This window comes from Anaerocolumna xylanovorans DSM 12503 (assembly GCF_900143645.1).
Taxonomy (GTDB): Bacteria; Bacillota; Clostridia; order Lachnospirales; family Lachnospiraceae; genus Anaerocolumna; species Anaerocolumna xylanovorans.
Map to the genome: position 1 here is coordinate 14622 of NZ_FRFD01000007.1, position 25697 is coordinate 40318.

The following is a 25697-nucleotide window of genomic DNA, read 5'->3' on the forward strand; positions in this document are numbered from 1 at the left end:
TTCTTTGCTCTTGGATTTTTCCCTGTGTCATTTGGCTTTTATAAGTACTTCCCTTAAATCAGTTATCAGCTTGTTGATTCTTTCCTGTTCCATCTTCATACTTACCTGGTTTACCACCATTCTGGCTGACAGCCCGCAGATTTCTTCCAAAACCTCAAGCCCATTCTCCCTAAGGGTTGAACCGGTTTCAACGATATCTACAATCACTTCAGATAATCCAACAATAGGGGCAAGCTCAATAGAACCGTTAAGTTTGATAATTTCTACTGTCTGATGCTTTTTATTATAAAAATAATCCTTGGCAATATTAGGATACTTGGTTGCGACCCGGATTAATTCCCCATGCTGCAACAGTTCTTTCGCTGATAAAGGACCTGCCACACACATCCGGCATTTGCCAAATCCCAAATCAATAACCTCGTAAAGCTTTTTGCCCTCTTCTAAAATCGTATCTTTTCCTACGACTCCGATATCGGCTGCTCCATATTCCACATAGGTAGGAACATCGTTAGCTTTTGCCAGGAATATCTTAATTTTCTGCTCTTCATTGACAAATATCAGTTTTCTGGAATCCGGATCCTTCATCTCTTCACAGGTATATCCCACCTGCTCTAATATCTCCATTGTCTTTTTTGCCAGCCTTCCTTTGGCTAACGCAAATGTCAAATATCTCATCTAAACACACTCCATTTATCAAACTAAACCCCTTGCATATCGCAAGTCTACTTGCGATACTGCCCAAATAGAAATTAAAAAATGCAACGCATTTTTCAAACTAAAAGTTCTGAAAGGCTTGCGGTATTCCTCTCTCCCGTCTGGCAGTTCATTACCTCAACAAGATTCTCCTTATCAAAGAAAAGGATACCCCCTATACTGTTTCTCTTGCAATATTCCATATACTCTTCTAAAGGATGTTCATTTTCATAGCTGATAAGCTCTATATTCATATCCTGACTGCGGAACCGGTTTGCTAACCGGATGGCTGTCTCTCTCCATTCCTTCCGGTATAATATCAGGGTATTGTCCGTCCTTGTTTCTATTGCAATCTTCTGTCTCATAAGGGCCATCATAAGCTGGTCTGCCAATATGGCTATTCCAATGGCCGGAGCCGTCTTGCCAAACTGCTCCACCAGGTTGTCATACCTTCCTCCACTGGCTATAATGTCTCCTGTGCCATAGGTATATGCCCGGAAAATAATCCCCGTGTAGTAATTATATTGGCTAAGCATCCCAAGATCAAAGGTAATATATTTTTCCAATCCGTAAAGTGTAAGGATTTCATATACCTCTTCCAGTCTCTCAATAGCTTTTAAGGCCCTTTCATTCTTAGTAAGGCTTTTAGCTTCAAAAAGGCATTCCGGAGAACCAAAAAGCTCTGTAAGGGTAAGAAAAGCTTTTTTTAGCTCTGCACTGATTTCCTTTTCCGATAAAAGTTCCTCTACCCCAAACATGTTCTTTTCTTCTATCAGGTTTCTAAGCTGTGCTTCTTCCTTTTCTGTAAAGCCTGCTTCCTTTGTCAGCCCATAAAAGAAACCTGCTTCTCCGATTTCGACCTGAAATTCTTTCAGTCCGGTTTCCAAAAGGCATTCTATGGTTAGCGCCAGCATCTCCGCATCCGCGTTAACAGATGGGTCATTGATAAGCTCCGCTCCAAGCTGGGTGGATTCCTTTAGTTTTCCCTGATAACTGTTATTATTTATAAAAATGCTTCCCATATAGCACAGACGAATGGGAAGCTCTTCTTCTTTGTAATATTTAGCGGCACACCGAGCAATGGACGGTGTCATATCCGGTCTTAAAACCAGGGTATTTCCTTCCCTGTCAACGAATTTGTACATATCCTTTTCAGGTACTGTACCACGTTCCTGGTTAAAGATTTCAAAGAATTCAAAGGTTGGCGTCTGTATATCCCGAAAACCATGAAGTTCCATAACATGATGGAGCTTACTTTGTATTTTTAGCTTTCTCTCACATTCATGGTTGTAAATGTCTCTGACACCTTCCGGTGTATGCAGCAGTTTATCGTTCATATCCACACCTGTTGGGAAGTCTGAAAGCTGATTTTTTGTACTTGCTTTCCTGTCCCTGCCACTTAAAAGCTGAAAGAAGGAACCTGTGGCGTACTCTTTCCTCTGAATTTTCTTTCAACCGGAATCTCTCTGCTTTCTTTTTACTATACCCATTGATTATCAGGTAAATCAAAGATTATGTAGGACGCTTTATTGTGGTAACGTGATAATTCATTAGCAGATAGATGTGAGACAATTATAATACAATGCCCCTACCATGTCAACCTTTAATTTTCTCTTCCGTCCGCATCCTTTGCAAGGTTGACCAGATAGTGTATATAGATACTATTCATACAGGATATTGCATTTTCAGGATCAAGTTCCTCAAAGCGGAAGCTCTTTCTGCCGCCTTCTTTTGCCCTGTTCCAGAATACCAGAAAATCCTTCAACGGAAGATAATGATAGCAATTTCTTTTTGAAAAATAGATTAAGAGAAAGGCAATTCCGCTCTGTTTCTCAAAATCTTTCATAAATTCCACCTGGTGTTCATGGACATTCTGAAGGGAAAAGGTGTCACTGGCACATTCCTTGGCATCAAAGCACACCGGTATTCCCTGTGCCGTACCAATATAGTCTACGGTACTCTTCTCTTCAAAATAAGCCAGGGTTATATGGCGGTTTTCCTTATCTATGTTAATCGGTGTAATGGGTGTGGGTATTTTCTGTATGAGTGCAAGGCCTTTTTCCCGGTATTTGGTGTTGGTCAGATTTATCAGTTCTTCCAGGGCGGAACCTCTAAGACCTCTTGAATTCCATGAGGGCATTTTTACTACCTCCCTTTTTGTTTAAACACGTGCTGTTTAGATACATGCCTTTAAGATATTTTCAAAGTACACAGGCAGTTCTGCCACAAGCTTCAGCCCTGACAGGTTGGAAAGTTCCCCCTCCAGGCGGTCAGGAAATACCATCTCGTAGGAATGGAGCAACTGGTGTGACAGCCTGAACTTAACTTTAAACTTCTCATTGACTGTCCTGTCCCCATACTTGGTATCCCCAATGATAGGACAGCCTATACTGCTTAAGTGCGCCCTTATCTGATGGGTCTTTCCGGTTATCAATTTGACCCTTAAAAGGGTGTAATCCTTATTTCCTCTTATGGGAATATATTCTGTTTCAATATAGTCGGCATTTTCTCTTGGGCTTTTTAAAACCGTAACCTGATTTGTCCTTTCATCCTTAAGAAGATATCCGGTTATCTTTTTCTCTTCCTTTACCTCTCCTTTTACAAAGCATAGATAATACTTGGAAAGAGTTCTCTCCCGGAGCAGTTCAGAGAGGGTCTTAAGTCCTGCCAGAGTTTTTCCTGCGGCTACCAGTCCGCTGGTATTCCGGTCAAGGCGGTTACAGATTCCCGGTTTAAAGGTCTCTAATTCATTTAAGGTTATGCTCTTTGTATCCAACAGGTAGGAGATAAGATATTCCACCAGGGAAATGTCCGTTTCCTTTGCCTTTTGTGAGAGCATTCCGGCGGGCTTATTGGCAATTAAGACATTGTCATCCTCATAAACCACCTGAAAACTTTCACTGGATTTCTTCTCCTTTTGCCCTGTTTCCTGTTCCGGCAGAGGAATCACATAGCTTTCCGTGAATTTTTCAATGGTTTCCTCTGATAAAAACAGCTTTATTTCATCCCCCGGCTGTACCGGTTCACCGCCTTCGGCTTTCTTACCATTTAAGGTTATATTTTTCTTACGCAGCATTTTATAGATAAAACTTTTCGGAGCTTTCTTTAAGATCTTAAAGAGCAGCTTGTCAAGTCTTTGCCCCGCCTCATTTTTACCTGCAATTATGGTCTTCATTTTTATAACCATGCTCCTTTCAAAGTCTGGAGACTTTGTGCGCAGTTGAAAAACAGTATCTTTGTTTTTCAACCTATAAGTTCCAGATAGGAATGGATATAATAATCAGAAAGCTCTTTCTTCTTATCGGTATCTCCCTCCGAGTACTTATCATACACACCGCACACCTTCATTCCTGCACTCTTTCCCGCCTGGATCCCCTGTATAATATCTTCAAACACAAGGCAGTTTGCTGCCTTGGCTTTCAAATCCTCGGCTACTAAAAGATAAATGTCCGGGGAAGGCTTACCCTTTGCCACCTCACAGGAGGTTCTGATAGAACCAAAATATTCTAAAACTCCCAGCTTGGCAATTACCAGCTCCACCAGCTCCTTTGAATTGCTGGTGGCTATTCCCATTAAGATTCCCTCGTTTTTTAGATTCTCAAGAAATGTAAGAACCCCCTCCTTTAAGGGTACCTCATTAGAATATTTATCCCAGGCCATCCTGTTCCATTCCGCTTTGATATCTTCTACGGAATCGGGGATTAAAAAACGCTCTTTAAAATAAACTGCTGTTTCTGAAAAGCTCATTCCCTGTACCAGCACCTGAAGATCTTCCGGCAGTTCAATGCCAAAGTGCCTTAAATACTCTCTGTCTATATTTTCCCACATCCACATGGAATCAACTAATGTTCCGTCCAAGTCAAACAAAACTGCTTCTATTCCTTGAAATATTTCTCTTTTTAATGTCATTTTATTTTTCACACTAACTCCCATGCATTTCGCAAGTTTACTTGCGAAACTGCCCAAATAAGAAGTGAATTATGTTTTTCAATAATTCACACTATTCATTCCTCTGTCAATTTTTCAATAGTTCAATTTCTTCCCTTGTAAGCTTTCTGTATTCCCCAGGGCACAGTGTTTCATCCAAAGCCAGTTCTCCCATCTTAAGCCTCTTTAGGTATAGCACTTCTTTTCCCACTGCCTCAAACATGCGCTTTATCTGATGGAATTTGCCCTCACAGACAGTAACAAATACCTCTGATTCTTCTCCTGTCTTTTTGATTAAAAGCTCTGCCGGGAGTGTGGTAAAGTCTTCTTCCAGAGTAATACCTTCCTGGAATCTTAAAACATCTTCCATTTCTACCCTTCCCTGTACTCTGGCAAAATAAAGCTTTTTAACATGTTTCTTAGGAGAAAGCAGTCTATGGGCAAGGTCTCCGTCATTGGTAATCAATAACAGTCCTTCTGTGTCCTTATCCAGTCTTCCCACAGGAAAAAGGTCCTTTCTCTTTCCTTCATCAATAAGGTCTACAACTGTAGATGAGAGCTTGTCCCTGGTGGCAGATACTACTCCTGCCGGTTTATTAAGCATATAATACTCTGTTTCTATATAAGAAATACGCCTTTCATCAAAGGTAACGGTATCTTCTCCGGTGATTTTACGCTCCGGCTGTTTTTCTACCTGGCTGTTTACCTTTACTCTTCCTTTACGAATATATCCCTTTACCTCACTGCGGGTGCCAACTCCCATATCTGCAAGGTATTTATCCAATCGCAGGCTTTCTCCCATCTGTTAGCGGTATCCTTTCTGTTCCTTTCATCTGCCGTCTATTTACACAAAATCAAGGATTTAATAATCTTGCTGTCTCCACTCTAGCTCCCATGGCATAAATCGTCTGCTTGCAGATGATTTACTGCCTCAAATCAGGGTGTGAAATTTTTTATTTCACACTAACACCCATGCATTTCGCAAGTTTACTTGCGAAACTGCCCAAATAGAAAGTGAAAATTATTTTTTAATTTTCACACTACATCCATCTCCAGCCCGGGAGGTATTTATTCTTTAGCGAATCCTTTAAAAGCTTTCCCCAGCCCAGGGAGAAGGAATCTGTTGTCACCAGATGGTATCCGTCTCCATAAGGGCTGTTTCCTTCTATTGTCTCACATTTTAGATATTTTATCACTTCAAAACTGCCACTGTTTAGGTCTATTGTTTTTTTATAATCTCCCTGACTCAAAGCGCAAGCCAATGCCTGACTGGGTTCAAACCGGCCCTTCTTCATCTCTCCAAGTAAAAGTCCCTGACGCAAAAGGCGAAGCCCTTTTAACGTTGGCAGCCCATCCGGAAGAAGATACAGCCTGTCCTCTTTTACCAAAAGGTTTTCTTTCTTTATTGGAAGGGAAAGTTCTGCGAGAAAATCCTCTGTTTCTTTTGGCAGCTTAACTTTTCCCTGACAGCTTTCTGCACTCTCTGCCTGATTGATTCCACTGGCAGAATCCCCTTTTCTCAATAGAGCTATAAAGTGCCCTTCCCCTTTTATCTTGTGCGGCCATAACCGGATACAGTTCTTAAGCTCTTCCCTGCCGCCAACCCATTCCGGCCTTCCCTGTGAAAACCCTTCATAAGAAACACTGCTATCCGTAAGGGGATTTACAACCTGAAATTCCGGAAACTGCTCCAACAGGTAGGATATTGTCCCTTCATTTTCCTCCGGTGAAAAGGTACAGGTAGAATACAAAAGGTATCCGCCGGGTTTTAACATTTTCGCTGCCTGTATGATAATTTCCTTTTGCAGCTTGTTATAATAACCCACTCCATACTGTTCCCAATTCTTCATGATGGCAGGGCTCTTACGGAACATCCCCTCGCCGGAACAGGGTGCATCTACCAGAATTTTATCAAAATACTCCGTAAAGTAATCCACCAGCTTACCGGGTGCCTCACTGGCTATTACCGGATTGCGGATTCCGAAAAGCTCTATGTTCTTAAGAAGGGCCTTTGCTCTGGAATTGGATATGTCATTGGATATTAGTACTCCCTTTCCGCATAACCTTGCCCCTAATTCCGTACTCTTCCCTCCCGGTGCGGCACAAATATCTAAGACCTTATCACCCGGTGTGATGGGCAGTAAGCTTGCCGGTGTCATGGCACTGGGTTCCTGTATATAATAAAGACCTGCAAAGTAATAGGGATGCCTTGCGGGCTGTTCCTTCTGATTATAATAATAGCCATTCTTAATCCAGGGAATTCGTGTTATCGGAAAAGGTGCTATCTTTTCGAATTCTTCCGGTGTTATCTTTAAGGTATTTACCCTGATTCCGCTGTAATGCTTCTCATCAAGGCTCTTTTCATACTCCTTATATTCCTCTCCCAATAAACTCTTCATTCGTTCTTCAAATGTCTGCGGTAATTTCATTCCAGCCTCTTTCTTTCGCAGCAAATTACTGTTTGCTATTTATTAATACATATTTAAAAGATAAATCCCTATCTAAGACTCTGGGCCCGGTACCCTTCGGATATCTTATCCAGCTCTCTGTTAAACCGTTCCAACTGTTCCAGGTCACCACTTTCATATATCTTAAAAAATTCATCCTGTATCTTTATTACTTCCCTTTTATTAGCCACTTTATAGAGATTTTGTATATTGGTCAGTATATCCGCCACCATATTTGCCTTCAGCTTAAAAGAATTCTGTGCATCCATAATTTCATCTCTCACAGAGGACATCTCCTGGTCTAAGGATATTATGGCATCTGCTGCCTTACTAAGCCTTGCCCTTATCTGTTCCGGCATATTTTCCTTGTATTTATATTGAAGGGAATGTTCTATCGTCGCCCAGAAATTCATAGCCAGAGTACGAATCTGTATCTCCGCCTGAACCTGCTTGGTTCCCTTTAGTGTCTCCACCTTGTAGTAAATAATCATATGGTAACTTCTGTAACCGCTTGGTTTCATGTTGTTGATATAATCCTTCTCACTCTTTACTTCCATATCGGTACGCATCTTTATAATTTCCACTACCTTTTCGATATCCTCAACAAACTGGCAGATAATACGGATACCTGCTATATCCTCCATCTTCTCTTCAATATCCTGCAGAGGAATATTTTTTTTCTGTGCCTTCTCCAGAATACTTGAAATGGTCTTTACTCTGCCGTTAACCTGTTCTATTGGTGAGTATTCCCCTTTCTTCTTATACTCTTCAATAATATGATTGAATTTAACTACCAGCTCATCTACTGCCAAAGCATAAGGATCAAGAATTTCTCTCCATAACTGTATTTCCATGAAAACCTCTTTCCGGATACAAATAGTTCCTTCGTATCCCTCTTGTTCTAGCATATTATTTCAATGAAAGCTTATCTTCTGTAAATATTGCAGTCCAATATTATTATAACACAAATTGCCTCTTTGTGGAAATAAATTAAAGCGGGGACAGCATAGAAAACGCATAAAAGATATCTTTGAAATTGGTGAAGTTACGAATCTTTCCCTTCCAGATACAGAAGGCTTCTGTAAGGATTGACACTTGTTTCCCCTAAAGTGGTGTCTACATATATGCCAAAATGAAGATGTACCGGAAACATGCCTTTGGTCCCCTCTTTTCCATACCCGCTGTCACCCATATAACCTAAAAGATCACCTGCTTTTATAATATCACCAATTTTTAGACCCTTTGCATAGGAGTCCAAATGGGCATAATAAATATAGGCTCCATGAGGAGCCCGTATTCCAACCCGATATCCTCCCTTTTCCAACCAGCCAAGCCTTTCTACTACTCCATCGGTAGCACTTATTACTTTATATTTTCCCGGGATATTTTCCTTTGGGAAAATATCCGTTCCTTCATGTCTCCTGTTCCCTCCATAATTTCTTAATTCACTCCAGGTATCACCATAGGACACTTCATCCTCTTCACTGGTTGCATCTACCGGAAAAAGCTTAAGATCCGAAATAATGGTTTCATAATAGCCCATTAATTCCTGACAGGATTTATTATCCTTAAGACTTTCTTTTAAGTAATCTAATTTTCTGGCAGAGATATTATCCCCTTTTAGCAGATTATTCTGCTTTAACAGCGTATATATCGCAGCATACTCTGCCCTGCATTCACTTTCTTTTTCTTCCCCGCTTTGATAGCATACGTTAATATCCCTGTATACCTCCTCCGGCAGCAGCATTTCCCTGAAATAATCATAGTCAATGCCCTCTCTTATGATTGTCTGCGAAACTTTTGTAAAATCGCAGGAATCCAGCCAGATTGATAACCGTACCAAGGTAAATATGAAAAATACCAATAGTACTCCTGCAAGGATTTTCTGCCTTAAATGCCCCCTTTGTCTTCCCTTCCATAGTGCGGGAAACCTGTGCCTGTACACACCTTCCACCGCAAATGGCCTGATTTGCTTTCCGGCTTTTCTTTGGTTGTTACTGCTTATCCTATAAAGTCTTTTTTTTATTCTATTATTACTCATGGCACCGTTTTATTATCAGATATTCTTAACATTATATGCCTGTCTAGGCGAATAAATCACCATGAATAAATCACCAAAACTGTTCCTGAAAATTATCCCTTTAAACGAAACGACTGCGGCCTCTGCATAGATGCAGGACTGCCTCCGGCATCCAGCGGCAAAAAAAGCCCCATGGCTTTCCGGTAAAGGAAAGCTATGGGGTTTCGGTTTCTTCCGTTTCATTAATAAAACTCTTAAGAAGACTGGCATTCTCCTTCATATCAGGTATCAAAACAGACATTTCTCTGACGGTTCCCACATCATAGGTGTTATCCGCAGGAATTCTAAGGGTTTGTAAGGGATTTCCCTTAATTTCAACCAGTTCCTTTAGGTAATCTGTGAATTGTTCCTGGGTTAAATCCGTAGTAATATCCGGCAGGATACCATTTGCTAATAAAGCCAGTTCCGGAAGGCTTTTTGTCTTGTATTTTTCATAAATTGCATTCAACACTGTCCTTTGCCTCGAAGTCCTTCCAAAATCATTGAATTCATGATTTCCTGCTTCTACATAACGGACTCTGCAATAGCCCAGTGCCTGATTACCGTTTAATACCTGTGAGCCTGCCACAACATTGCGGTATTTTTCTTTGGAAATATAATTGGTGCTGTTTAGATAATCAGCTTCCTTGCGGGTCAGTGTAATGGTTACTCCTCCAAGCTTATCAATGACATTCTCAAAGGTATTAAACCCTACCAGCATGTAACCGTCCAGACGGATGCCGAAATTCTCATAGAGCGTATCGTATAAAAGAGGCACTCCCCCATATTCATAAGCAGCATTTAACTTGTTATCCCTGAACCCCGGTATCTGAACCAGCATATCCCTCATAAGGGAAGTAATCTTTATACACTTTTCCTTTTTGTCCAGTGTAGCTATTATCATAATATCTGTCCGTCCATCAGCAGAGCCGGAATCTATGGCTTCTTCTCCCAACAGCAGAATATTTACCGTATTATCTTCCTGCTGATTTTCCTCATTCCCCACCGGAGTTTCAGTTATTGCAGGAGTCACTGTTGTTTCTGCTATACCCGGAACAGCAAGTTGCTGCTTTATGGTATTCCTATCATCATGAGCCATCTTACCATAGGCATAACCTGAAACAGCATCAAAAAGAAAACCTCTGCCCAAGGGCGTGGCAAAAAGAATCAATATAACAGCAAAAACCATGACAGCTGCTCCAAGGAAAATCTTAAGCCTCTTTCGCTTTCCTTTTCCTAAGCCTTGTCCGGCGGCTTTTTCTGCCGGGGCCATTTCAGCCGCTACCTGCTCCTTAAGGCTTTCTGTAATATCGTTTAACAGTTCATCTTCCTGTCCCCGGATTAATATCTGCACTCCCAGGGGATCTTCTGGCGATTCACTGTATCTTTCTTTCGTATCTGTATCTGACTCGGACTTTTGCATAAACAGCTCCTATAGCGTAAATTATGTAAAACTATTGGCGGGCCATAACATACCCTGATTCTTCAAAGCTTACATCAAAGGATATGCTCTTCATATACTCATAAAATTCACGGATTTTTTCGGGATTGTCAATCAGCTGCGTCTTTCCGTTAGCGGCATATGCCGGAAGCAGCTGTATCTTCGCATCCAGTTTTTCATCTAAAGTTACTTTTAATACGGCTGTGCTTTTAATATTGCTGTAAAAGATATAATTACCCAGGCTGTAAATAATAGGTTTTCCGTTGTAATATTCTACTCCCTGAAGTACATGGGGATGGCTTCCGATTACCATATCAGCCCCGGCATCTATGTACTGCCTGGCAAGATTTCTTTGATAATCTTTTGGCTTCTCATCCCTCTCAATTCCCCAGTGCAGATAAACAATTACATAATCACTGTTTTCCTTTGCAGTCTTAATATCCTCCAGTAAAAACGCAGGGTCGTAGGTGGTAAGCATTCCTGCCTTACTGCCCGTAGCATTCCACTCTGGTACCGGGATAACTCTGGATGCTGCCAGAAAAGCCAGCGTCTTTCCATGCTCTTTCGCATAATGAATATTTCTGGCCTCTGAAAGATTATTGCCGGCACCAACATAGGATATTCCTGCTGCTGACAAGGTACTAAAGGAATCCTTAAGTGCCGTGGTTCCAAAATCCATGGAATGATTGTTGGCAAGGGTCACAATATCAATCCCCATATCCTGAAAGGCAGTCACATAATCCGGATTCACCCGAAAAGTATACTGTTTGTCCTCTGCCGCCTTTCCTCTATTGCTAAAAGTAAACTCCTGGTTCACCATAGCAATATCGGCATCTTTCATGGCTGCTAAAAGCTTATTATCAACAATCCCTTCTATCCCCTGCTTCTTATAGATACCTGCTACCGCATCGGATAAATAAATATCCCCGGCAAAAAACAGATTGATATCCTTTTCTTCTTCCGTATCAGCAGGTGCCGGCGTAGCAGAGGGGGCGGGTTCTTCTGTTCCTTTTTCATTGTCTTTCACTTTATCCGGGGCGGCAGTTACATTACCTGCCTGCCCGGACACAGATGCCACGTCTCCCTCTATGGAATTGTTTCTTCCTTCCCTGCCCCATGAATAAATCTTTATCTCATAGCATAATACCACTGCCAGTAAGCTAAATGTTATGAGAACAAAAGCCAGGAGACGGTACATCTTTTTTTTACTCATAGATTCTTCATTCCCTCGATTACTTTTTCAACATATTTATAAACTCTGACCGCAGAGGATAAGCTTAGCCTTTCTTTAGGCGTATGGATATCCCACATATCAGGTCCTAAAGCTACCATGTCAATGCCCGGAACTTTTTCGGCAAAAAAGCTGCATTCCAGTCCTGCATGGATGGCTTCTAATTTGGGTTCTTTTTTGTATTCCTCTTCAAATACCTTGGAAAGGTATTCCCTGAAAGGAGAGTCTTTTTTAAATTCCCAGGCAGGATACTGCCCTCTTACTACAAATTCCCCGCCCATGAATTCACAAATATAGGCAAGCTGTTTGCTTATGAATTCCTTATAACTGTTTACAGAGCTTCGAACAGAAAAACAAATAACTGCTTTTTCATCTTCCATATGGAATATTCCAAGATTTAAGGAGCTTTCTACAAGTCCCGGAATAGCACTGCTCATACTCTGCACTCCATTTGGCGTATTTAACAAGATAAACAGCAGCTTTTCAAAGGAAGTCGGATGAAGTACCTTATATTCGCCCTCTTCTCCCTTCATAACTCCAACGGTAAGCTCCGGCTCATTGGTAATGAATTCATTTTTATATTTTCTGGATAAGCCTCCAAGAATATCAGCAAAACGGTCATACTCGTCTTCCTCAATCACAATTTCTGCCTTGGAATCCCTTGGTATGGCATTATCTTTAAGACCGCCGTTATATTCTTCCAGGCAATAATCCATAGCTTCTCTTAATTCAAACAAGAGCCTTGCCATTAATTTTGTAGCATTGACACGGTTTTTATGAATCTCTGCGCCGGAATGTCCACCCTGTAAATCCGATATGGCTATTATCACCTTAAGACCCTTCTTTGTGATTCTCTTAAGCGGTAATTCACAGGTTGCTGTCAGTCCTCCTGCAGAACTGGTGAGAAGCGTCCCTTCCCCTTCCGAGTCAATATTTAACAGAAGTTTCCCCTTTAAATCCGATACGTCAAGTCCGATAGCTCCATCCATGCCGGTTTCCTCATCGGTGGTTATAATAGCTTCCAGTCTCGGATGCTTAAGGGTATCATCATCAAAAAGAGCAAGAATATAGGCAAGTGCTACACCGTCATCCCCTCCTAAGGTGGTGCGGTCAGCATGTATCAGGTCGCCGTCTACAAACAGTTCAATACCTTCTGCTAAAAAATCATGGGTACAGTCATTGGTCTTTTCACAAACCATGTCCATATGCCCCTGTAAAATTAACGCAGGTGCATTTTCATAGCCAGGTGTGGCTTCCTTTATCATTACCACATTCTCATATTCATCCTGTCTGTAGGTTATACCCTTACTTTTGGCATACTCTACCAGGTAATTGCTGATTGCAGTATTATGCTTGGAGCCTCTTGGAACTGCTGAAATCTCAGTAAAGTAATGAAATACCTTTTTATAGTCAAGTTCTTGTAATGTCTGATTCATAACAACCTCTTTTCTGACTATTCAATTTTTGATTGAATAATCCTTAAAAATTTTCTTTAATTCTTAAAGCTGTGAATAGGTGCCGGTATTCTTCCGCCCCGGTTAATAAAGTCATCACAGGAAAAACGGTTCACCGGCATAACCGGTGCATATCCTAAGAGTCCTCCGAATTCTACCATATCACCAACTTTTTTCCCAATTACAGGTATCAGCCTCACAGCTGTTGTCTTTTGATTTATCATGCCGATTGCCATCTCATCTGCTATGATTCCTGAAATGGTTGTTGCCTTTGTATCTCCCGGTATTGCTATCATGTCAAGTCCAACGGAGCAGACACAGGTCATGGCTTCCAGCTTTTCAAGAGTCAATGCGCCTGATTGGACCGCCTCAATCATACCTCTGTCTTCACTGACAGGTATAAAAGCACCGCTTAATCCGCCAACATAGGAGGAGGCCATAACCCCGCCCTTTTTCACGTTATCATTAAGCAAAGCCAACGCTGCCGTAGTTCCCGGTGCACCTGCCTGTTCAAGTCCCATTTCTTCAAAAATCTCCGCAATACTATCACCAACAGCAGGAGTAGGTGCCAGAGAAAGGTCTATGATACCAAAAGGAATATTCAGTCTCTTGGAGGCTTCCTTTGCAACCAGCTGTCCAACTCTTGTAATCTTAAAAGCAGTTGTTTTTACTGTTTCGCACAGAGTTTCAAAATCGGCCCCTTTTACACGCTTTAAGGCATTTTTTACAACTCCCGGCCCGCTGACACCAACATTAATGACAGCATCACCCTCTGTCACACCATGAAAAGCACCTGCCATAAACGGATTATCATCCGGTGCATTGCAGAATACCACCAGCTTGGCACAACCGATAGAATCCCTCTCCTTCGTGTATTCCGCAGTCTTTAAAATAATCTCCCCGAGGAGCTTAACGGCATCCATATCAATACCTGTTTTGGTAGAGCCCACGTTAACAGAAGAGCATACCCTCTCCGTTACAGAAAGTGCCTCAGGTATGGACTGAATCAAATGCCGGTCGCCTGCGGTCATTCCTTTGGATACCAGTGCAGAATAGCCGCCTATAAAGTTAACTCCCACCACCTTGGCCGCTTCATCCAGTGTCTTTGCTATGGTTACGTAATCCTCCGGTGATTTGCAGGCACTGCTTCCCACCAATGCAATAGGCGTTACGGATATTCTCTTATTCACAATCGGTATTCCGAATTCTCTTTCGATAGCCTTTCCGGTAGTTACCAGGTCCTTTGCTACCGTTGTTATCTTATTATATATCTTTTTATTTAATACCTCCAGGTTATTATCGGCACAATCCAACAGGCTTATTCCAAGGGTTATAGTTCTGACATCCAGATTTTCCTGTTCAATCATTTTATTCGTTTCAATAACCTCATTTATGTCAATCATGTTTGGCTCCCATCTGCGTGTTTTAGCACGCGTACAAAATTACCAATAATTTTAGAGTCTGTGCATCATGTTAAAGATATCTTCATGCTGGGCCTTTATAACGACGCCGATTTCCTTTCCCAGTTCCTCAAGCTCCGTGGCAATAACATCAAAGCTCTTAGTGGCCTCGTTAGCGTCTACAATCATCATCATATTAAAGTAGCCCTTAACAATTGTCTGTGAAATATCCATAATATTGATTTTATTTCCGGCAAGATAGGTGCAAACCTTTGCAATAATTCCAACCTGATCTTTTCCCAGAACGGATATGATTGTTTTTTTCATGATTACCTCTTTCCTGAATATTGTAATATTCTTATTATGTAGTTAGTGTACAAAGCATTTCCGACGGAACATCCCTTTTGGCAACGCTTAGCAAAGAATCTGTTTTTAATGAAAAGGCATTTTGTGAAATCACCTTATTTAATTCAAGCTTTACGGTTTCATATGCCAGATCCTCGAAATTATTCTCTTTGCTTAAATGGGCAAGGGTGATATGGCAGATCTTGTCATGAAGAATACTGCCAAGAAGCCTTCCTGAATTCTCATTGGAGAGATGCCCTCTTTCTCCTAATATTCTCTGCTTTAAATAATAGGGATATGCTCCTGCCAACAACATATTTTCATCATGGTTAGCCTCCATCAGAAGGATTTCGGAACCTGACAGCTTTGATACAATATAATCATCATAAACACCAAGGTCCGTCGCCATGCCGATTTTATGCCCTTCCGAAGTAAAAGTATAGCACACCGGATTAATCGCATCATGGGAGGTACTAAAAGGCTCCACTAAGATATCACTTATATAAAAACCTTCATCCGGTAATACCGGGCGAAAGAGTTCTGACGGAATGTCTCCCATATTCTTCATTCTGCTGATAGCTAAAAGAGTTTCCCTTGTACCGTAAATCGGTGTATGATAGCGCCTTGCTAATACTCCGATTCCCTGTATATGGTCGGAATGTTCATGGGTTATTAAGATTCCTTCTAAATCAGCCGGCTTGACATCAATACAGCTTAATCCATATTCTATCCTTTTCCCGCTGACTCCGGCATCCACGAGTATATTGGCATGGCTGCTTCCGACAAAGGTACAATTGCCGCTGCTGCCGCTTGCCAGACTGCATAACTTCATAATTTATCTCCATTTCTTCCCGTTCGAAGCATGGCCTAAGCTCTTAAAGCGAAAGTCTTATCTTCTTTATGTAACTCATGAAAAGTATCCCTTATTCTTTCCAGTTTGTCAATAAAATTATTCTTTCCAATAAAGTTCAACAATATCACTGTCCTTAAGGGGAGCTGTAAAATCCGCCTGCTCCCCGTTTAAAGTTATAATAAGCTCCGAGCCTCCTACCTTTGTCAGATCAAAGGGATAAAAATCAAATACATCCACAAAGATATACTGCTTCTTACCCGTTAACTTCACTGGCTCTCTGTTTACAATAATATAAATATCGGCGGCATCATCCGCTTTGATTTCGGCCAAAGAAATGGGTTGCTTTGAAAATTCAGTATCCCTTTCTTCCTCATCCTCCCCGTCTTCTTCTGCCGCAGCTTCAAAAGAATATTCATTCTTAAGCCTTTCTGCCGCCCTCATAGCCTCCAGGGAATCGTAAATCTCACATCTTATGGAAAAGTTCTCATATATCTTTTCTTCTTCACCTGCAGGCATATTATTTACATAGATAGTTCCGGTATAAGAAATATCCATAAACTCCAAGACCTGCTTTAAGGTATAGTAATTTAAGATTTCAACGGAGTCTCCGTCCTGAAGCTCATAAAATTCTGTAACCAGTTCTTTATTAACCGCAGCAAATTTAGGGCAAAGAATCTTGGTACCGTTAAACCAAAAGGTAATATTACTCTTATATTCCGTAAGCTCTCCCACCCTGATTTTTGCATCTGCTCCTACTGTGGATTCTATGATTTCAATGATATCATTCTGCTCAATGCTGTGGCTGATACCAACGATTTCACCATTTAATTTTATCTGGGCAGCTTCTCCTAATTCCCCTCTGGTCAGGCGTTTAACGCCATTTACCGTATAATTTAATGCTCTTCCTCTTCTGGGGAACAAGTTCTCATTGGGAAGTCCTGTCTGAATAGCTGTATCTGCCACTGTGAGCTTACTGTTGTCATAAAGCTTTACCCTGTCACCGTTTACCTGTACCAGAATAAAATTATTCTTCTGGTCATAAAAGTTAAGGCAAATACCCACAGGTGTCACAAGCAGGGGGTCTTTCTTGATATTTTCCTGCAGGAAGGTAACATCCCCCAGTACTTCTTCTCCTCTTAAGGCTACCCTGTCCTTGTTCAGGTCCAGATATTTTGCAAGGCTTTCCGTAAATCCCGGTATCTTGCCGCCTCCCCCTACTACAAATACCGCACTGACAGCTTTTCCTCCATTTAATTCGATAATCTTATCTGCAACACATTCTGTAATACTCTCTACCGTAGGTCTTAATTCTTCAATAACCTCTTCTGTGGTTGTCTTCTGGCTTAACCCCATAATATCCTTATAGGTAACCTTTTTCTTTCTTAGGCAGGCTTGTTTGATTGTCTCTGCCGTCTTAAAATCCACCAGATACCGTCTTGCAACTGCCTCTGTTATCTCATCCCCCGCTCTTGGGATCATACCGTAGGAGATGATGCTTCCATCCTTTGTAATGGAAATATCGGAAGTTCCCGCTCCCACGTCTATCATAGCAATGTTTAAAAGACGGAACTTTTCCGGAATGGCAACATTAATGGCAGCAATGGGCTCCAAGGTCAGATTGGCAACATAAAGACCGGCCTTTTCCACCGCAGCATAGAGGCTGTCTATAACCTCATCCGGGAGAAAGGTCGTTATAAGGTGGGTTCCGACGCGGTTGGCTTTATGCCCCTCTAATTTTCCAATAGAATAACCATTGAGATAATATTGGATAACCGAATAACCCACGCAGTAAAAATGAATTTTCTCCTCCTTCATCTCCTGACGCAGGGTTTCATAGGCTTTCTCCACACCGATTAAGTCCAGTGAATGCACATGTTCTTCATTTACCACGGTTTCCGCAGAAAATTCATATTCTGCTTCTACCGTCACAGTCTTAAGAACACGTCCCGCAGCGGCAATACAAACATCCGTAAGCCGCCTTCCCACCTGTTCTTCCAATTCCTTCTTTACTTCCTCAATGGTTTCTGCCACCTTAAAAATATCATGAATCTGCCCGTCCAGCATGGCACGGGTTTCATGTTCCCTGACGCACTGGGCTACCACGATAAATTGCCTGCCCTCCTTATAACCCACTGTGCCCACTATACTCCTGGTTCCAATATCCAGGCCAAAAACCAGATGTTCCGGGTATCTTTTATTTACCATCTTTTGTGCCCTCCGTAAAGTAGCTGCTTCCTTTATAGCAATTTGTCTATCTGATCCTTTAAATTCTCCAAAGTATCATTATTGGTGAGAATATGGGTACTTATTTTCTTGTATTCCTCTTCTGAAAACTGGTTTTTAAGCACCTGTTCGAATTTATCCGAATTAAAATTCCTGGAATTTTGAAGTCTTTCTTTTCTTACTTCCTTTTCAGCATTTACATACCATATTTCATCACAAAAATCGTCAAGGGCTGCTTCCCTTGGAAGGGCTGTTTCCACACAAATAAACGGATAGGAACCTCCCTCTTTTGCCTCTTTGATTTTATTCCGCACATATTCCATTACAGGCGGATGTGTAAAGGAATTCAGCACTTTCAGCTTTGCCGGGTTCTGATAGACTTCTCTTCCTAACTTCCCCCTGTCAATCTTACCTTCCGCATCCAGGATACCTTTTCCGAAGTACTCTACAATCAGCTCATAGGATATTCCGCCCTTCTCCATAAAATCATGGGCAATACGGTCTGTATTTAACAGCAGAGCTCCATAAGCTTCTACCAGTATCCTGGCGGCTTCGGATTTGCCGCTTCCGATGCCGCCGGTAAGTCCGATTACCTTTACTTCTTTATTTTGCTTCATACCAGTTAGGTCCTTCATTGACGTCCACCTCTAAAGTTACGAGCAACTCTGCCGCATTCTGCATTTCTTCCTTTAACAGCTTCCTTACCTCTTCTGCTTCCTCCTTGTGAGCTTCGATTAAAAGTTCATCATGGATTTGCAGAATCAGTCTTGAGCGGAGTTTTAATGCTTTCAGCTTCTCATTTACACGTATCATGGCAATCTTTATAATATCCGCTGCCGTTCCCTGAATCGGTGAATTCATTGCCACTCTTTCTCCAAAGGAACGGGTCATAAAATTGGAAGAAGTAAGCTCCGGTATGGGTCTTCTTCTGCCATACAAGGTAGTCACATACCCTTCGGTCTTCCCTTCATTTACCAATTCGTCCAAAAAGGTCTTCACCCCGGGATAGGTGTCAAAATACCGGTTAATGTAGTCTTCGGCTTCTTTTCTGGATATATTCAAACCCTGTCCCAGTCCGAAGGAACTGATTCCGTATACTATTCCGAAATTAACTGCCTTGGCAGCGCGCCTTTGTTCCGAAGTAACCTCTTCAAAAGGAGTGTGAAATACCAAAGAAGCCGTTATACGGTGAATATCCTGATTCTCCTTATAAGCTTCAATTAACCTCTCATCTCCGGACATATGGGCAAGTACCCTAAGCTCAATCTGGGAATAGTCTGCATCCAGGAACACATACCCTTCTTCCGGTATAAATACCTTTCTGATTTCTCTTCCCAGTTCCATACGGATGGGAATATTCTGAAGATTGGGTTCCGTACTGCTGATACGTCCTGTTGCAGCAATAGTCTGATGAAATTTTCCGTGTATCCTTCCGTCATTACTGATATAGACTGCCAGTCCGTCTGCATAGGTGGACTTTAGCTTGGTCAGCTGACGGTATTCTAATATCTTTCCGACAATCGGCTCTTCGGACTGAAGCTTTTCTAACACTTCCGCAGAAGTAGAATAACCTGTCTTGGTCTTTTTGCCATTGGGAAGATGAAGCTTCTCAAAAAGGATAACACCTAGCTGCTTGGGGGAATTGATATTAAATTCTTCCCCGGCCATTTCATATATTTCCTTTTCCAGCCTGTTAATTCCAACTGTTAACTTGTCCCCATATTCCTTTAACTCTTCCTTGTTAACCTTTATGCCTCTTTGCTCCATGTCATACAGGGCGTACACCAGAGGCATTTCAATGGTATTATAAAGGGAGTCCATCCCTTTCAGTCTTAATTCCTCCAGAACAAGGGGCATTGCCTTTAGAGCAGTATAAGCATAATTACAGAAAAAGGCTGTACTTTCCTCCTTCTTAAGCTTTAGGAATTCCTTTAAGGATCCCTTTCCAAAAATCTCTGCCTGTGAGGGCAGGGTAAGCTTTAGATAATCCCTGGCAATATCATCACATTCATAAGAGGACTGAAGAGGATTTAACAGATACGCTGCTATGGCAATGTCATCTATTCCCTCTCTTACCTCTTCCGGCAAAAAGACAAGCTGCTCTTTTAAATGGAGGGTAGCGAAAGACTTTCCCGCTGCCAGGAGCCTGCCAAGGCCTGCTGTTATGTCTTGTCCGCTTAAGGCTTCCGCTTCTTCCGCTGCAAGAAGAAGGCAGGTATCCTCTCCAAAAGAAAGGGCCAGTCCCAATACTTCTCCCTCTGTTATCAGATAAAAGCCAACAGGGCCGCTCCCGGATACCTTAACTGCCGCATCAAATATCTCCCCAGCCTTTTTCTTTCCTGTTATAGTCTCAAATTTCGTTTCTTCCTCTTTCTTACTCTTTGCATTGGAAGCATTCACACCGGAAAAACGATTTAACAGGCTTTTAAGTTCCAGCCTTTTAAAGTAATTGTAGGCATCTTCATTATAAATCTCCTGATAATCTGCGTCTTCTATCCGGTAATCGACTTCACAGTCCGTCTTTATCGTTGCAAGGGTCTTGCTTAGATAAGCCTGCTCCCGGTTATTTATCATAGATTCCCTGGCCTTATTCGGTGTTACTTCATCAATATGCGCATACGCATTTTCAATGGAGCTAAAGGACATAATGATCTTTGCTGCTGTTTTTTCTCCAATTCCCGGTACGCCCGGTATATTATCGGAAGCATCTCCCATGAGTGCTTTCATATCAATAAATTCCTTCGGTGTTACACCATAGGTTTCCATTACATCCTTGGTGTTATAATTTTCAATCTCCGTACCGCCCTTTTTTGTCTTAGGGATACGTATTTTAATTGTATCTGTTGCTAATTGCAGCAAGTCTCTGTCACCGGATACTACGGATACCTCATATCCTTCCCTTTCCGCTCTTACTGCCAGGGTTCCAAGAATATCATCTGCTTCATATCCGCCCTTTTCCAGAATGGATATCTTCATCGCCTTTAAGACCTCTTTTAATAAAGGAACCTGTCCCCTTAGTTCTTCCGGCATGGCTTTTCTGGTGCCTTTGTACTCCGCATACATCTCATGGCGGAAGGTAGGCTGGTGAACATCAAAAGCAATCGTCAGATAATCCGGCTTTTCCTCATCCAATATCTTGAATAAAATATTCAGAAAGCCCAATACCGCATTTGTATACAACCCCTCGGAATTTGTCAGCACCGGAAGGGCATAAAAGGCTCTGTTTAATATACTGTGTCCGTCAATCAATACGATTTTTTTGCTCATGAAAACCTCATTTCTTCACTTTGTTATTTTTCTTATCTTTGCACATATCCTTTACCATTTTTGCCTGTAAGGCCCCGACTTATTAAAATGTCCCTGGAATTTTTCTTTCAGGAGCTTTGCCCCGTCTTCATCCTTTTCCTCAAGATAACCGTATATATCATCCAATTGGAACATAATCCTGCCGGAAAAGACAGCTCCCGGAACGTTGCTTAAATTCTGATCCCTATAGCCCGAAAAATCCGCAAAAAACAAATCCTGCGCAAGAAAGTTACTGGTCTTTGGTTCCATCAGAACATCCTGCACTACATATTCACCTATATGAAAGCTGGAGGCTATTGCCGCAGCGGATATGATAAGTATCAGAATAATCCGCTTTCTTATATGGGAAAATTTATAATGTACAATCTTTTCCTCATTTTCATTAATCATTTCGATAAAGTCCTCGTGGAAATTATCTGCCAATTCCTTATCTGCATCCAAACGCCTCATACCGGTTAAGAGAATATAATGAACCTCAAGTTCTTCCATGCAATCCGGGCAGGATTTGATATGCTGCATAAATTCTTCCAGCTGCTCCATACTTAATTTGTTATCAATAAAAGGCATCATAAGCCTTTGAACTTCCAAACAGTTCATTTTCTTCCATACCTTTCAGATGCTGCAATGGGACACAGCTTGTATCATTGGACAATAAAACTATATGTTTAATTATTTATTTTACCCTTTTTTTAATAATGTTTCAACCATACTTTCTAATTCCTTCACAGAAAAGTCCGGCTACCTTAAGAAAAAAGAATACCGGACTGAATTTTCCTTCAATCCGGTATCTCCTTTATGTTGGTTCTTCCTAAATTCCATGCAATAACACTTCCAATTAAAAACGGTAACAATGTGGTAACAAGCCTGTATACCAGCGCCAGAGAGACGGAACGCTGCTCTCCCAGGATAGGGGAATAGACAATAACAAATACAGCCTCAAGGGCTCCAAGCCCGCTGGGAACCGGTATCACTCCCGCCAGCATATTGGTTAAGGCCGTTAAGACCAGCATTTCCCCCACCGTAAGTCCGGTATCGCTTCCATAAATGACGAAAGGAATCAGATACCAGCAGGTAAACTTAAAAAAGTCCAGAAAAAGTATCCGCGCCAGCCTTTTCTTTTCTTTTATAAATTCCCCGGAAGCTTCCTGCAAAACTCTTGCCTGCTCTGTCAGCCGGTTTATTCTATCCTGCCATTTTTTGTGCCCTTTTCCTAGTCTGGGAAACGCTGTAAGCACCGCCCGGGAGCTTTTTGTCGGTAAGGAAATAAAAACAATTCCCGCAACAATCCCCACTGTTATGGCAATCGCTGACACCATATAGGGAGTAAGATTTCCATTAAAACGCCTGATAACAGGAAACAGCAGAATAAAGCCTGCTGTCCCATAGAGGACTATGGTTATTTTATGCAGCATATATTGAATGAGGCTTATGCCGGTTGCCTTTGCTGTCTTTATTCCCGCTTCATGAAGGTAATAGATTTCACCCAGCCCTGCTCCGCTTCCAAAGGTGGCAATGCGTAAAAAAGCGCAATAAAAAGCACACTCCAGACACTTGTAAATTGACATCCTCTGGACATGCTTCCCTGCTACCTGTTTTACGACAACTCCCTCTGCTGTCATATAGCAGAGGGATAACAAACAAATTACTATAATCTTGACAAGAGAGATATTCCGCATTTCCAACAGTCCTTCATAAATTAAATTTCTGCTGATAAATACGGCAATGCCTATAAGGATTCCTGCCAAAGCTTTCTTTATCCATTTCTTATTGATACTTTCAATTTTCATACCTGTAATGTATCCATTTTCCGTTTCATATTACTTTTTCCATCTTTTTTTCCTTTCTCTGTTCCCAGAGTTCTTCTGCTGCCGGTTCCCATTCCCGGGAATATCTGGCACATTTCCCGCACAAATGCTCCACTTCTTCCGGAGATTGCATATCTGTTGACTTGGCACATGTCCGGCTGACCATTTCCTTTAGATATTCGGGATTTTCTAACATCGGACAGGGCCTTAAATGATTATTATTAAAGGGCTGCCCTTTTCGGTATTCCAGAAACAACGGCTGCTTCAGGCATTCTAACAGGCTCTTTTCCCGTATATTGGCACCTGAATAATGGATGAACACACAGGGCTCCACATCCCCATTGGGGTTAATATGGCAGTAACGTCTTCCGCCTGCAATACATCCTCCCACAAACTCGCCGTCATTTTGAAAATCCATTGCAAAAATCTGCTTTCCGCCTTCTTTTCCGCGAATTTCCCGGACTCTGTTATACATATACTCCCTTTGTTCTTTTGATGGCAGCAATTCTTCCGAGGCATCATTCCCCACAGGCATATAATGAAAATACCAGGTAAAACGGCAGCCTTTTTCTATAATTATATCCAGAAATTCATCTGAGGATACTTCTTCTATATTATGACTGGTATAGCAGATGGAGGTTCCAAAAAGCAATCCGTATTTTTTCATTAAATCCATTGCTGCCATGACCTTCTGATAGGTTCCGCCGCCTCTTCTTCCGTCATTAACCTCTTCAAATCCTTCCAGGCTTAAGGAAAATGACAGATTTCCGACACGTACCGCTTCACGGCAGAACTCTTCATCAATCAGAGTTCCGTTAGTAAAGGCATGAAAGGCGCAATCTTTATGCTTTTCACAAAGACTTATAATATCTTCTTTCCTAATCAGCGGCTCTCCGCCGGTATACATATAGAAATATATTCCGATTTCCTTCCCCTGTGTAATAACACTGTCCATTTCTTCGTAGGTAAGATTCATGCGGTGTCCATACTCCGCTGCCCAGCAGCCGGTACAGTGCAGATTGCAGGCACTGGTAGGATCCATAAGAATAATCCATGGAATATTGCACTGGTGCTTTTTCTCCATTTCCAGGGACTTTTTATAGCCGCCAAAAGCAGATTCAAAACCAAGGTTTAAGGCTGATACTTTTATCACATGGGGATTCAATTCATCCAGAGCACGGTTAACATACTGCATCCACTTTCCATCTCTGTCACGAATCAAACTCCTGGCACTTTCATATGATTCCTCCCTAAAAATATCACCCAGAAATTTTTCCGATATGTCCACCATTTTTAAAAGGTTCTTTTCCCTGTCTTTATTGATGTATTTCAGTACCCCGTCAATTGCTATACCGTATGCTTTTCGTACTGCCTGATGTTTTAGTTCCATCATTCAATCCTCCTGTTTCTTTTCTGCTGGCTGTGCCATATGCTTCTTAACGTTTTACTTATTCCCTTTTATTATATAAAACAGTTAAAAAATTTCACTGGACATCTTATGTGTTTTGTCCCAAAACACGACAGATATTCCAATATGTTACATTCACAGTAAAAAGAACCAGATGATATTTTAATGGAATCTTCTATATAATGTCTTCCGGTTTATTTTGCATTACCTTCTCAGCCGTATGCCAGATGCAAGATTTCAACAGCTGGATGAACTTATCTGCGGGAATGCACTCCTTTTCCTGGAGCCAGCGCTCAATAGCCAAAATGAAAGCATCGGCAAAAAAGTCCACATAAAAATTCCAGCTTTCTTTTTCGTAGAATATATTCTTTAAATATTCTGATATAACCGGTAGAAGCAGTTCCCTAAAATAACTTGAAAATGAATTCTGCCCTTCTATCATCAATACCTTCTGATAAAAGTTTCTGTTCTGGTAGAAATAGTGACAGATATCCTCCACGGCTTCCCATTCCGTATTATAATTTTTCTTCTTTGCAACCTCATAAAATTCGGTATAGTAAATCCAGTTTACAAGATCATATTTATCTTTGAAATGGTAATAAAAACTTTTCCGGTTCATATCACATTTTTCGCATATGTTAGCAACGCTTATTTTCGAAAAAGATTCTTCTTGCAGCAGCTCTTTTAAGGAACCTGCAAGAGCTCTCTTTGTTATATTGGAATCTGACAATGGTTTTCCTCCTCTCAATTTCAAAAATGCTGCTTTACAACAGCTGCACGATATAACAACTTTCTGATTTTTGCATACTTCATATAATGTATTATTTTACCATGCTTTCCTCTTATAGTAAATTAAGATAAAATCGTGTATTTTTTTTCTTGCTTTCTGCCTGGATTTATGTTAAAATAATTTTCGCTGGTTCAAGATGTACAATCTCTATGAAACAGCATATTAACAGCAAGCCGGTGTGTTGGAATTGGCAGACGAGACGGACTCAAAATCCGTTGTCCGCGAGGGCGTGTGGGTTCGAGTCCCACCACCGGCATCAAAAAGACATAGCTTTCCACTAAGGAAACGCTATGTCTTTTTTCATATCTAAAATTA

General features: G+C 41.4%; 22 protein-coding genes and 1 tRNA gene. 1 reads left to right on the plus strand and 22 read right to left on the minus strand.

Going from position 1 to position 25697, the window contains the following annotated elements:
- Nucleotides 1–27: 27 nt before the first annotated feature.
- The 22 genes from hisG to BUF11_RS12200 form a co-directional block, all read right to left on the minus strand.
- The gene (gene hisG / locus BUF11_RS12090) at nucleotides 28–675 is read right to left on the minus strand and encodes an ATP phosphoribosyltransferase (RefSeq protein WP_073589124.1); all 648 of its coding nucleotides are present in this window, start codon (nucleotides 673–675) and stop codon (nucleotides 28–30) included.
- 95 nt (nucleotides 676–770) lie between these two features.
- Entirely contained in the window at nucleotides 771–2030 is a 1260-nt protein-coding gene (gene hisZ / locus BUF11_RS12095) for an ATP phosphoribosyltransferase regulatory subunit (RefSeq protein ID WP_073589125.1), read from the minus strand.
- Between the two features lie 266 nt (nucleotides 2031–2296).
- The gene (locus BUF11_RS12100; RefSeq protein ID WP_073589126.1) at nucleotides 2297–2833 is read right to left on the minus strand and encodes a Holliday junction resolvase RecU; all 537 of its coding nucleotides are present in this window, start codon (nucleotides 2831–2833) and stop codon (nucleotides 2297–2299) included.
- A gap of 36 nt (nucleotides 2834–2869) precedes the next feature.
- Entirely contained in the window at nucleotides 2870–3868 is a 999-nt protein-coding gene (locus BUF11_RS12105; RefSeq protein WP_073589127.1) for an RluA family pseudouridine synthase, read from the minus strand.
- A 68-nt stretch (nucleotides 3869–3936) separates the two neighbouring features.
- A complete protein-coding gene (locus BUF11_RS12110; protein WP_073589403.1) occupies nucleotides 3937–4584 on the minus strand; it encodes an HAD family hydrolase in 648 nt (215 codons plus the stop codon).
- Nucleotides 4585–4708: 124 nt separating this feature from the next.
- The gene (locus BUF11_RS12115; RefSeq protein ID WP_073589128.1) at nucleotides 4709–5422 is read right to left on the minus strand and encodes a pseudouridine synthase; all 714 of its coding nucleotides are present in this window, start codon (nucleotides 5420–5422) and stop codon (nucleotides 4709–4711) included.
- 238 nt (nucleotides 5423–5660) lie between these two features.
- The gene (locus tag BUF11_RS12120) at nucleotides 5661–7049 is read right to left on the minus strand and encodes an RsmB/NOP family class I SAM-dependent RNA methyltransferase (protein WP_073589129.1); all 1389 of its coding nucleotides are present in this window, start codon (nucleotides 7047–7049) and stop codon (nucleotides 5661–5663) included.
- A 68-nt stretch (nucleotides 7050–7117) separates the two neighbouring features.
- Nucleotides 7118–7921, minus strand: coding sequence for a GTP pyrophosphokinase (locus BUF11_RS12125; protein ID WP_073589130.1), 804 nt, complete (start codon nucleotides 7919–7921; stop codon nucleotides 7118–7120).
- 191 nt (nucleotides 7922–8112) lie between these two features.
- Complete coding sequence (locus tag BUF11_RS12130) at nucleotides 8113–9108, minus strand: M23 family metallopeptidase (RefSeq protein WP_073589131.1); 996 nt, start codon at nucleotides 9106–9108, stop codon at nucleotides 8113–8115.
- Between the two features lie 193 nt (nucleotides 9109–9301).
- The gene (locus tag BUF11_RS12140; protein ID WP_073589133.1) at nucleotides 9302–10549 is read right to left on the minus strand and encodes an LCP family protein; all 1248 of its coding nucleotides are present in this window, start codon (nucleotides 10547–10549) and stop codon (nucleotides 9302–9304) included.
- Between the two features lie 31 nt (nucleotides 10550–10580).
- Nucleotides 10581–11780 carry a CapA family protein gene (locus tag BUF11_RS12145; RefSeq protein WP_242952368.1) on the minus strand — a complete coding sequence of 400 codons (1200 nt, stop codon included), beginning with the start codon at nucleotides 11778–11780 and terminating at the stop codon, nucleotides 10581–10583.
- Nucleotides 11777–13234 carry an aminoacyl-histidine dipeptidase gene (locus BUF11_RS12150; protein ID WP_073589134.1) on the minus strand — a complete coding sequence of 486 codons (1458 nt, stop codon included), beginning with the start codon at nucleotides 13232–13234 and terminating at the stop codon, nucleotides 11777–11779. The genes BUF11_RS12145 and BUF11_RS12150 overlap by 4 nt, the downstream gene beginning before the upstream one ends.
- A 56-nt stretch (nucleotides 13235–13290) precedes the next feature.
- Nucleotides 13291–14655, minus strand: a complete 1365-nt coding sequence (locus BUF11_RS12155; RefSeq protein ID WP_073589135.1) for a PFL family protein — start codon at nucleotides 14653–14655, stop codon at nucleotides 13291–13293.
- Between the two features lie 51 nt (nucleotides 14656–14706).
- On the minus strand, nucleotides 14707–14979 hold the full coding sequence (locus BUF11_RS12160) for an ACT domain-containing protein (RefSeq protein ID WP_073589136.1): 273 nt from the start codon (nucleotides 14977–14979) through the stop codon (nucleotides 14707–14709).
- 34 nt (nucleotides 14980–15013) lie between these two features.
- Complete coding sequence (locus BUF11_RS12165; protein WP_073589137.1) at nucleotides 15014–15829, minus strand: MBL fold metallo-hydrolase; 816 nt, start codon at nucleotides 15827–15829, stop codon at nucleotides 15014–15016.
- Between the two features lie 117 nt (nucleotides 15830–15946).
- Complete coding sequence (locus tag BUF11_RS12170; RefSeq protein WP_073589138.1) at nucleotides 15947–18055, minus strand: cell division FtsA domain-containing protein; 2109 nt, start codon at nucleotides 18053–18055, stop codon at nucleotides 15947–15949.
- Between the two features lie 32 nt (nucleotides 18056–18087).
- The gene (coaE, locus tag BUF11_RS12175) at nucleotides 18088–18708 is read right to left on the minus strand and encodes a dephospho-CoA kinase (RefSeq protein ID WP_084558629.1); all 621 of its coding nucleotides are present in this window, start codon (nucleotides 18706–18708) and stop codon (nucleotides 18088–18090) included.
- On the minus strand, nucleotides 18677–21340 hold the full coding sequence (gene polA / locus BUF11_RS12180; RefSeq protein ID WP_073589139.1) for a DNA polymerase I: 2664 nt from the start codon (nucleotides 21338–21340) through the stop codon (nucleotides 18677–18679). The genes coaE and polA overlap by 32 nt, the downstream gene beginning before the upstream one ends.
- 51 nt (nucleotides 21341–21391) lie before the next feature.
- Nucleotides 21392–21976 (minus strand): anti-sigma factor family protein, encoded by a 585-nt coding sequence (locus tag BUF11_RS12185; RefSeq protein ID WP_073589140.1) that lies wholly within the window; start codon nucleotides 21974–21976, stop codon nucleotides 21392–21394.
- Between the two features lie 179 nt (nucleotides 21977–22155).
- Nucleotides 22156–23166: a lysylphosphatidylglycerol synthase transmembrane domain-containing protein gene (locus tag BUF11_RS12190; protein WP_073589141.1), complete on the minus strand. Its 1011-nt coding sequence runs from the start codon at nucleotides 23164–23166 to the stop codon at nucleotides 22156–22158.
- A 25-nt stretch (nucleotides 23167–23191) separates the two neighbouring features.
- Nucleotides 23192–24577 (minus strand): radical SAM protein, encoded by a 1386-nt coding sequence (locus tag BUF11_RS12195; RefSeq protein WP_073589142.1) that lies wholly within the window; start codon nucleotides 24575–24577, stop codon nucleotides 23192–23194.
- Between the two features lie 190 nt (nucleotides 24578–24767).
- Nucleotides 24768–25322 carry a TetR/AcrR family transcriptional regulator C-terminal domain-containing protein gene (locus BUF11_RS12200; RefSeq protein ID WP_073589143.1) on the minus strand — a complete coding sequence of 185 codons (555 nt, stop codon included), beginning with the start codon at nucleotides 25320–25322 and terminating at the stop codon, nucleotides 24768–24770.
- Between the two features lie 232 nt (nucleotides 25323–25554).
- On the opposite strand from BUF11_RS12200, the gene BUF11_RS12205 reads away from it, so the two are divergent.
- Nucleotides 25555–25638, plus strand: a tRNA-Leu gene (locus BUF11_RS12205).
- Nucleotides 25639–25697 lie beyond the last annotated feature (59 nt).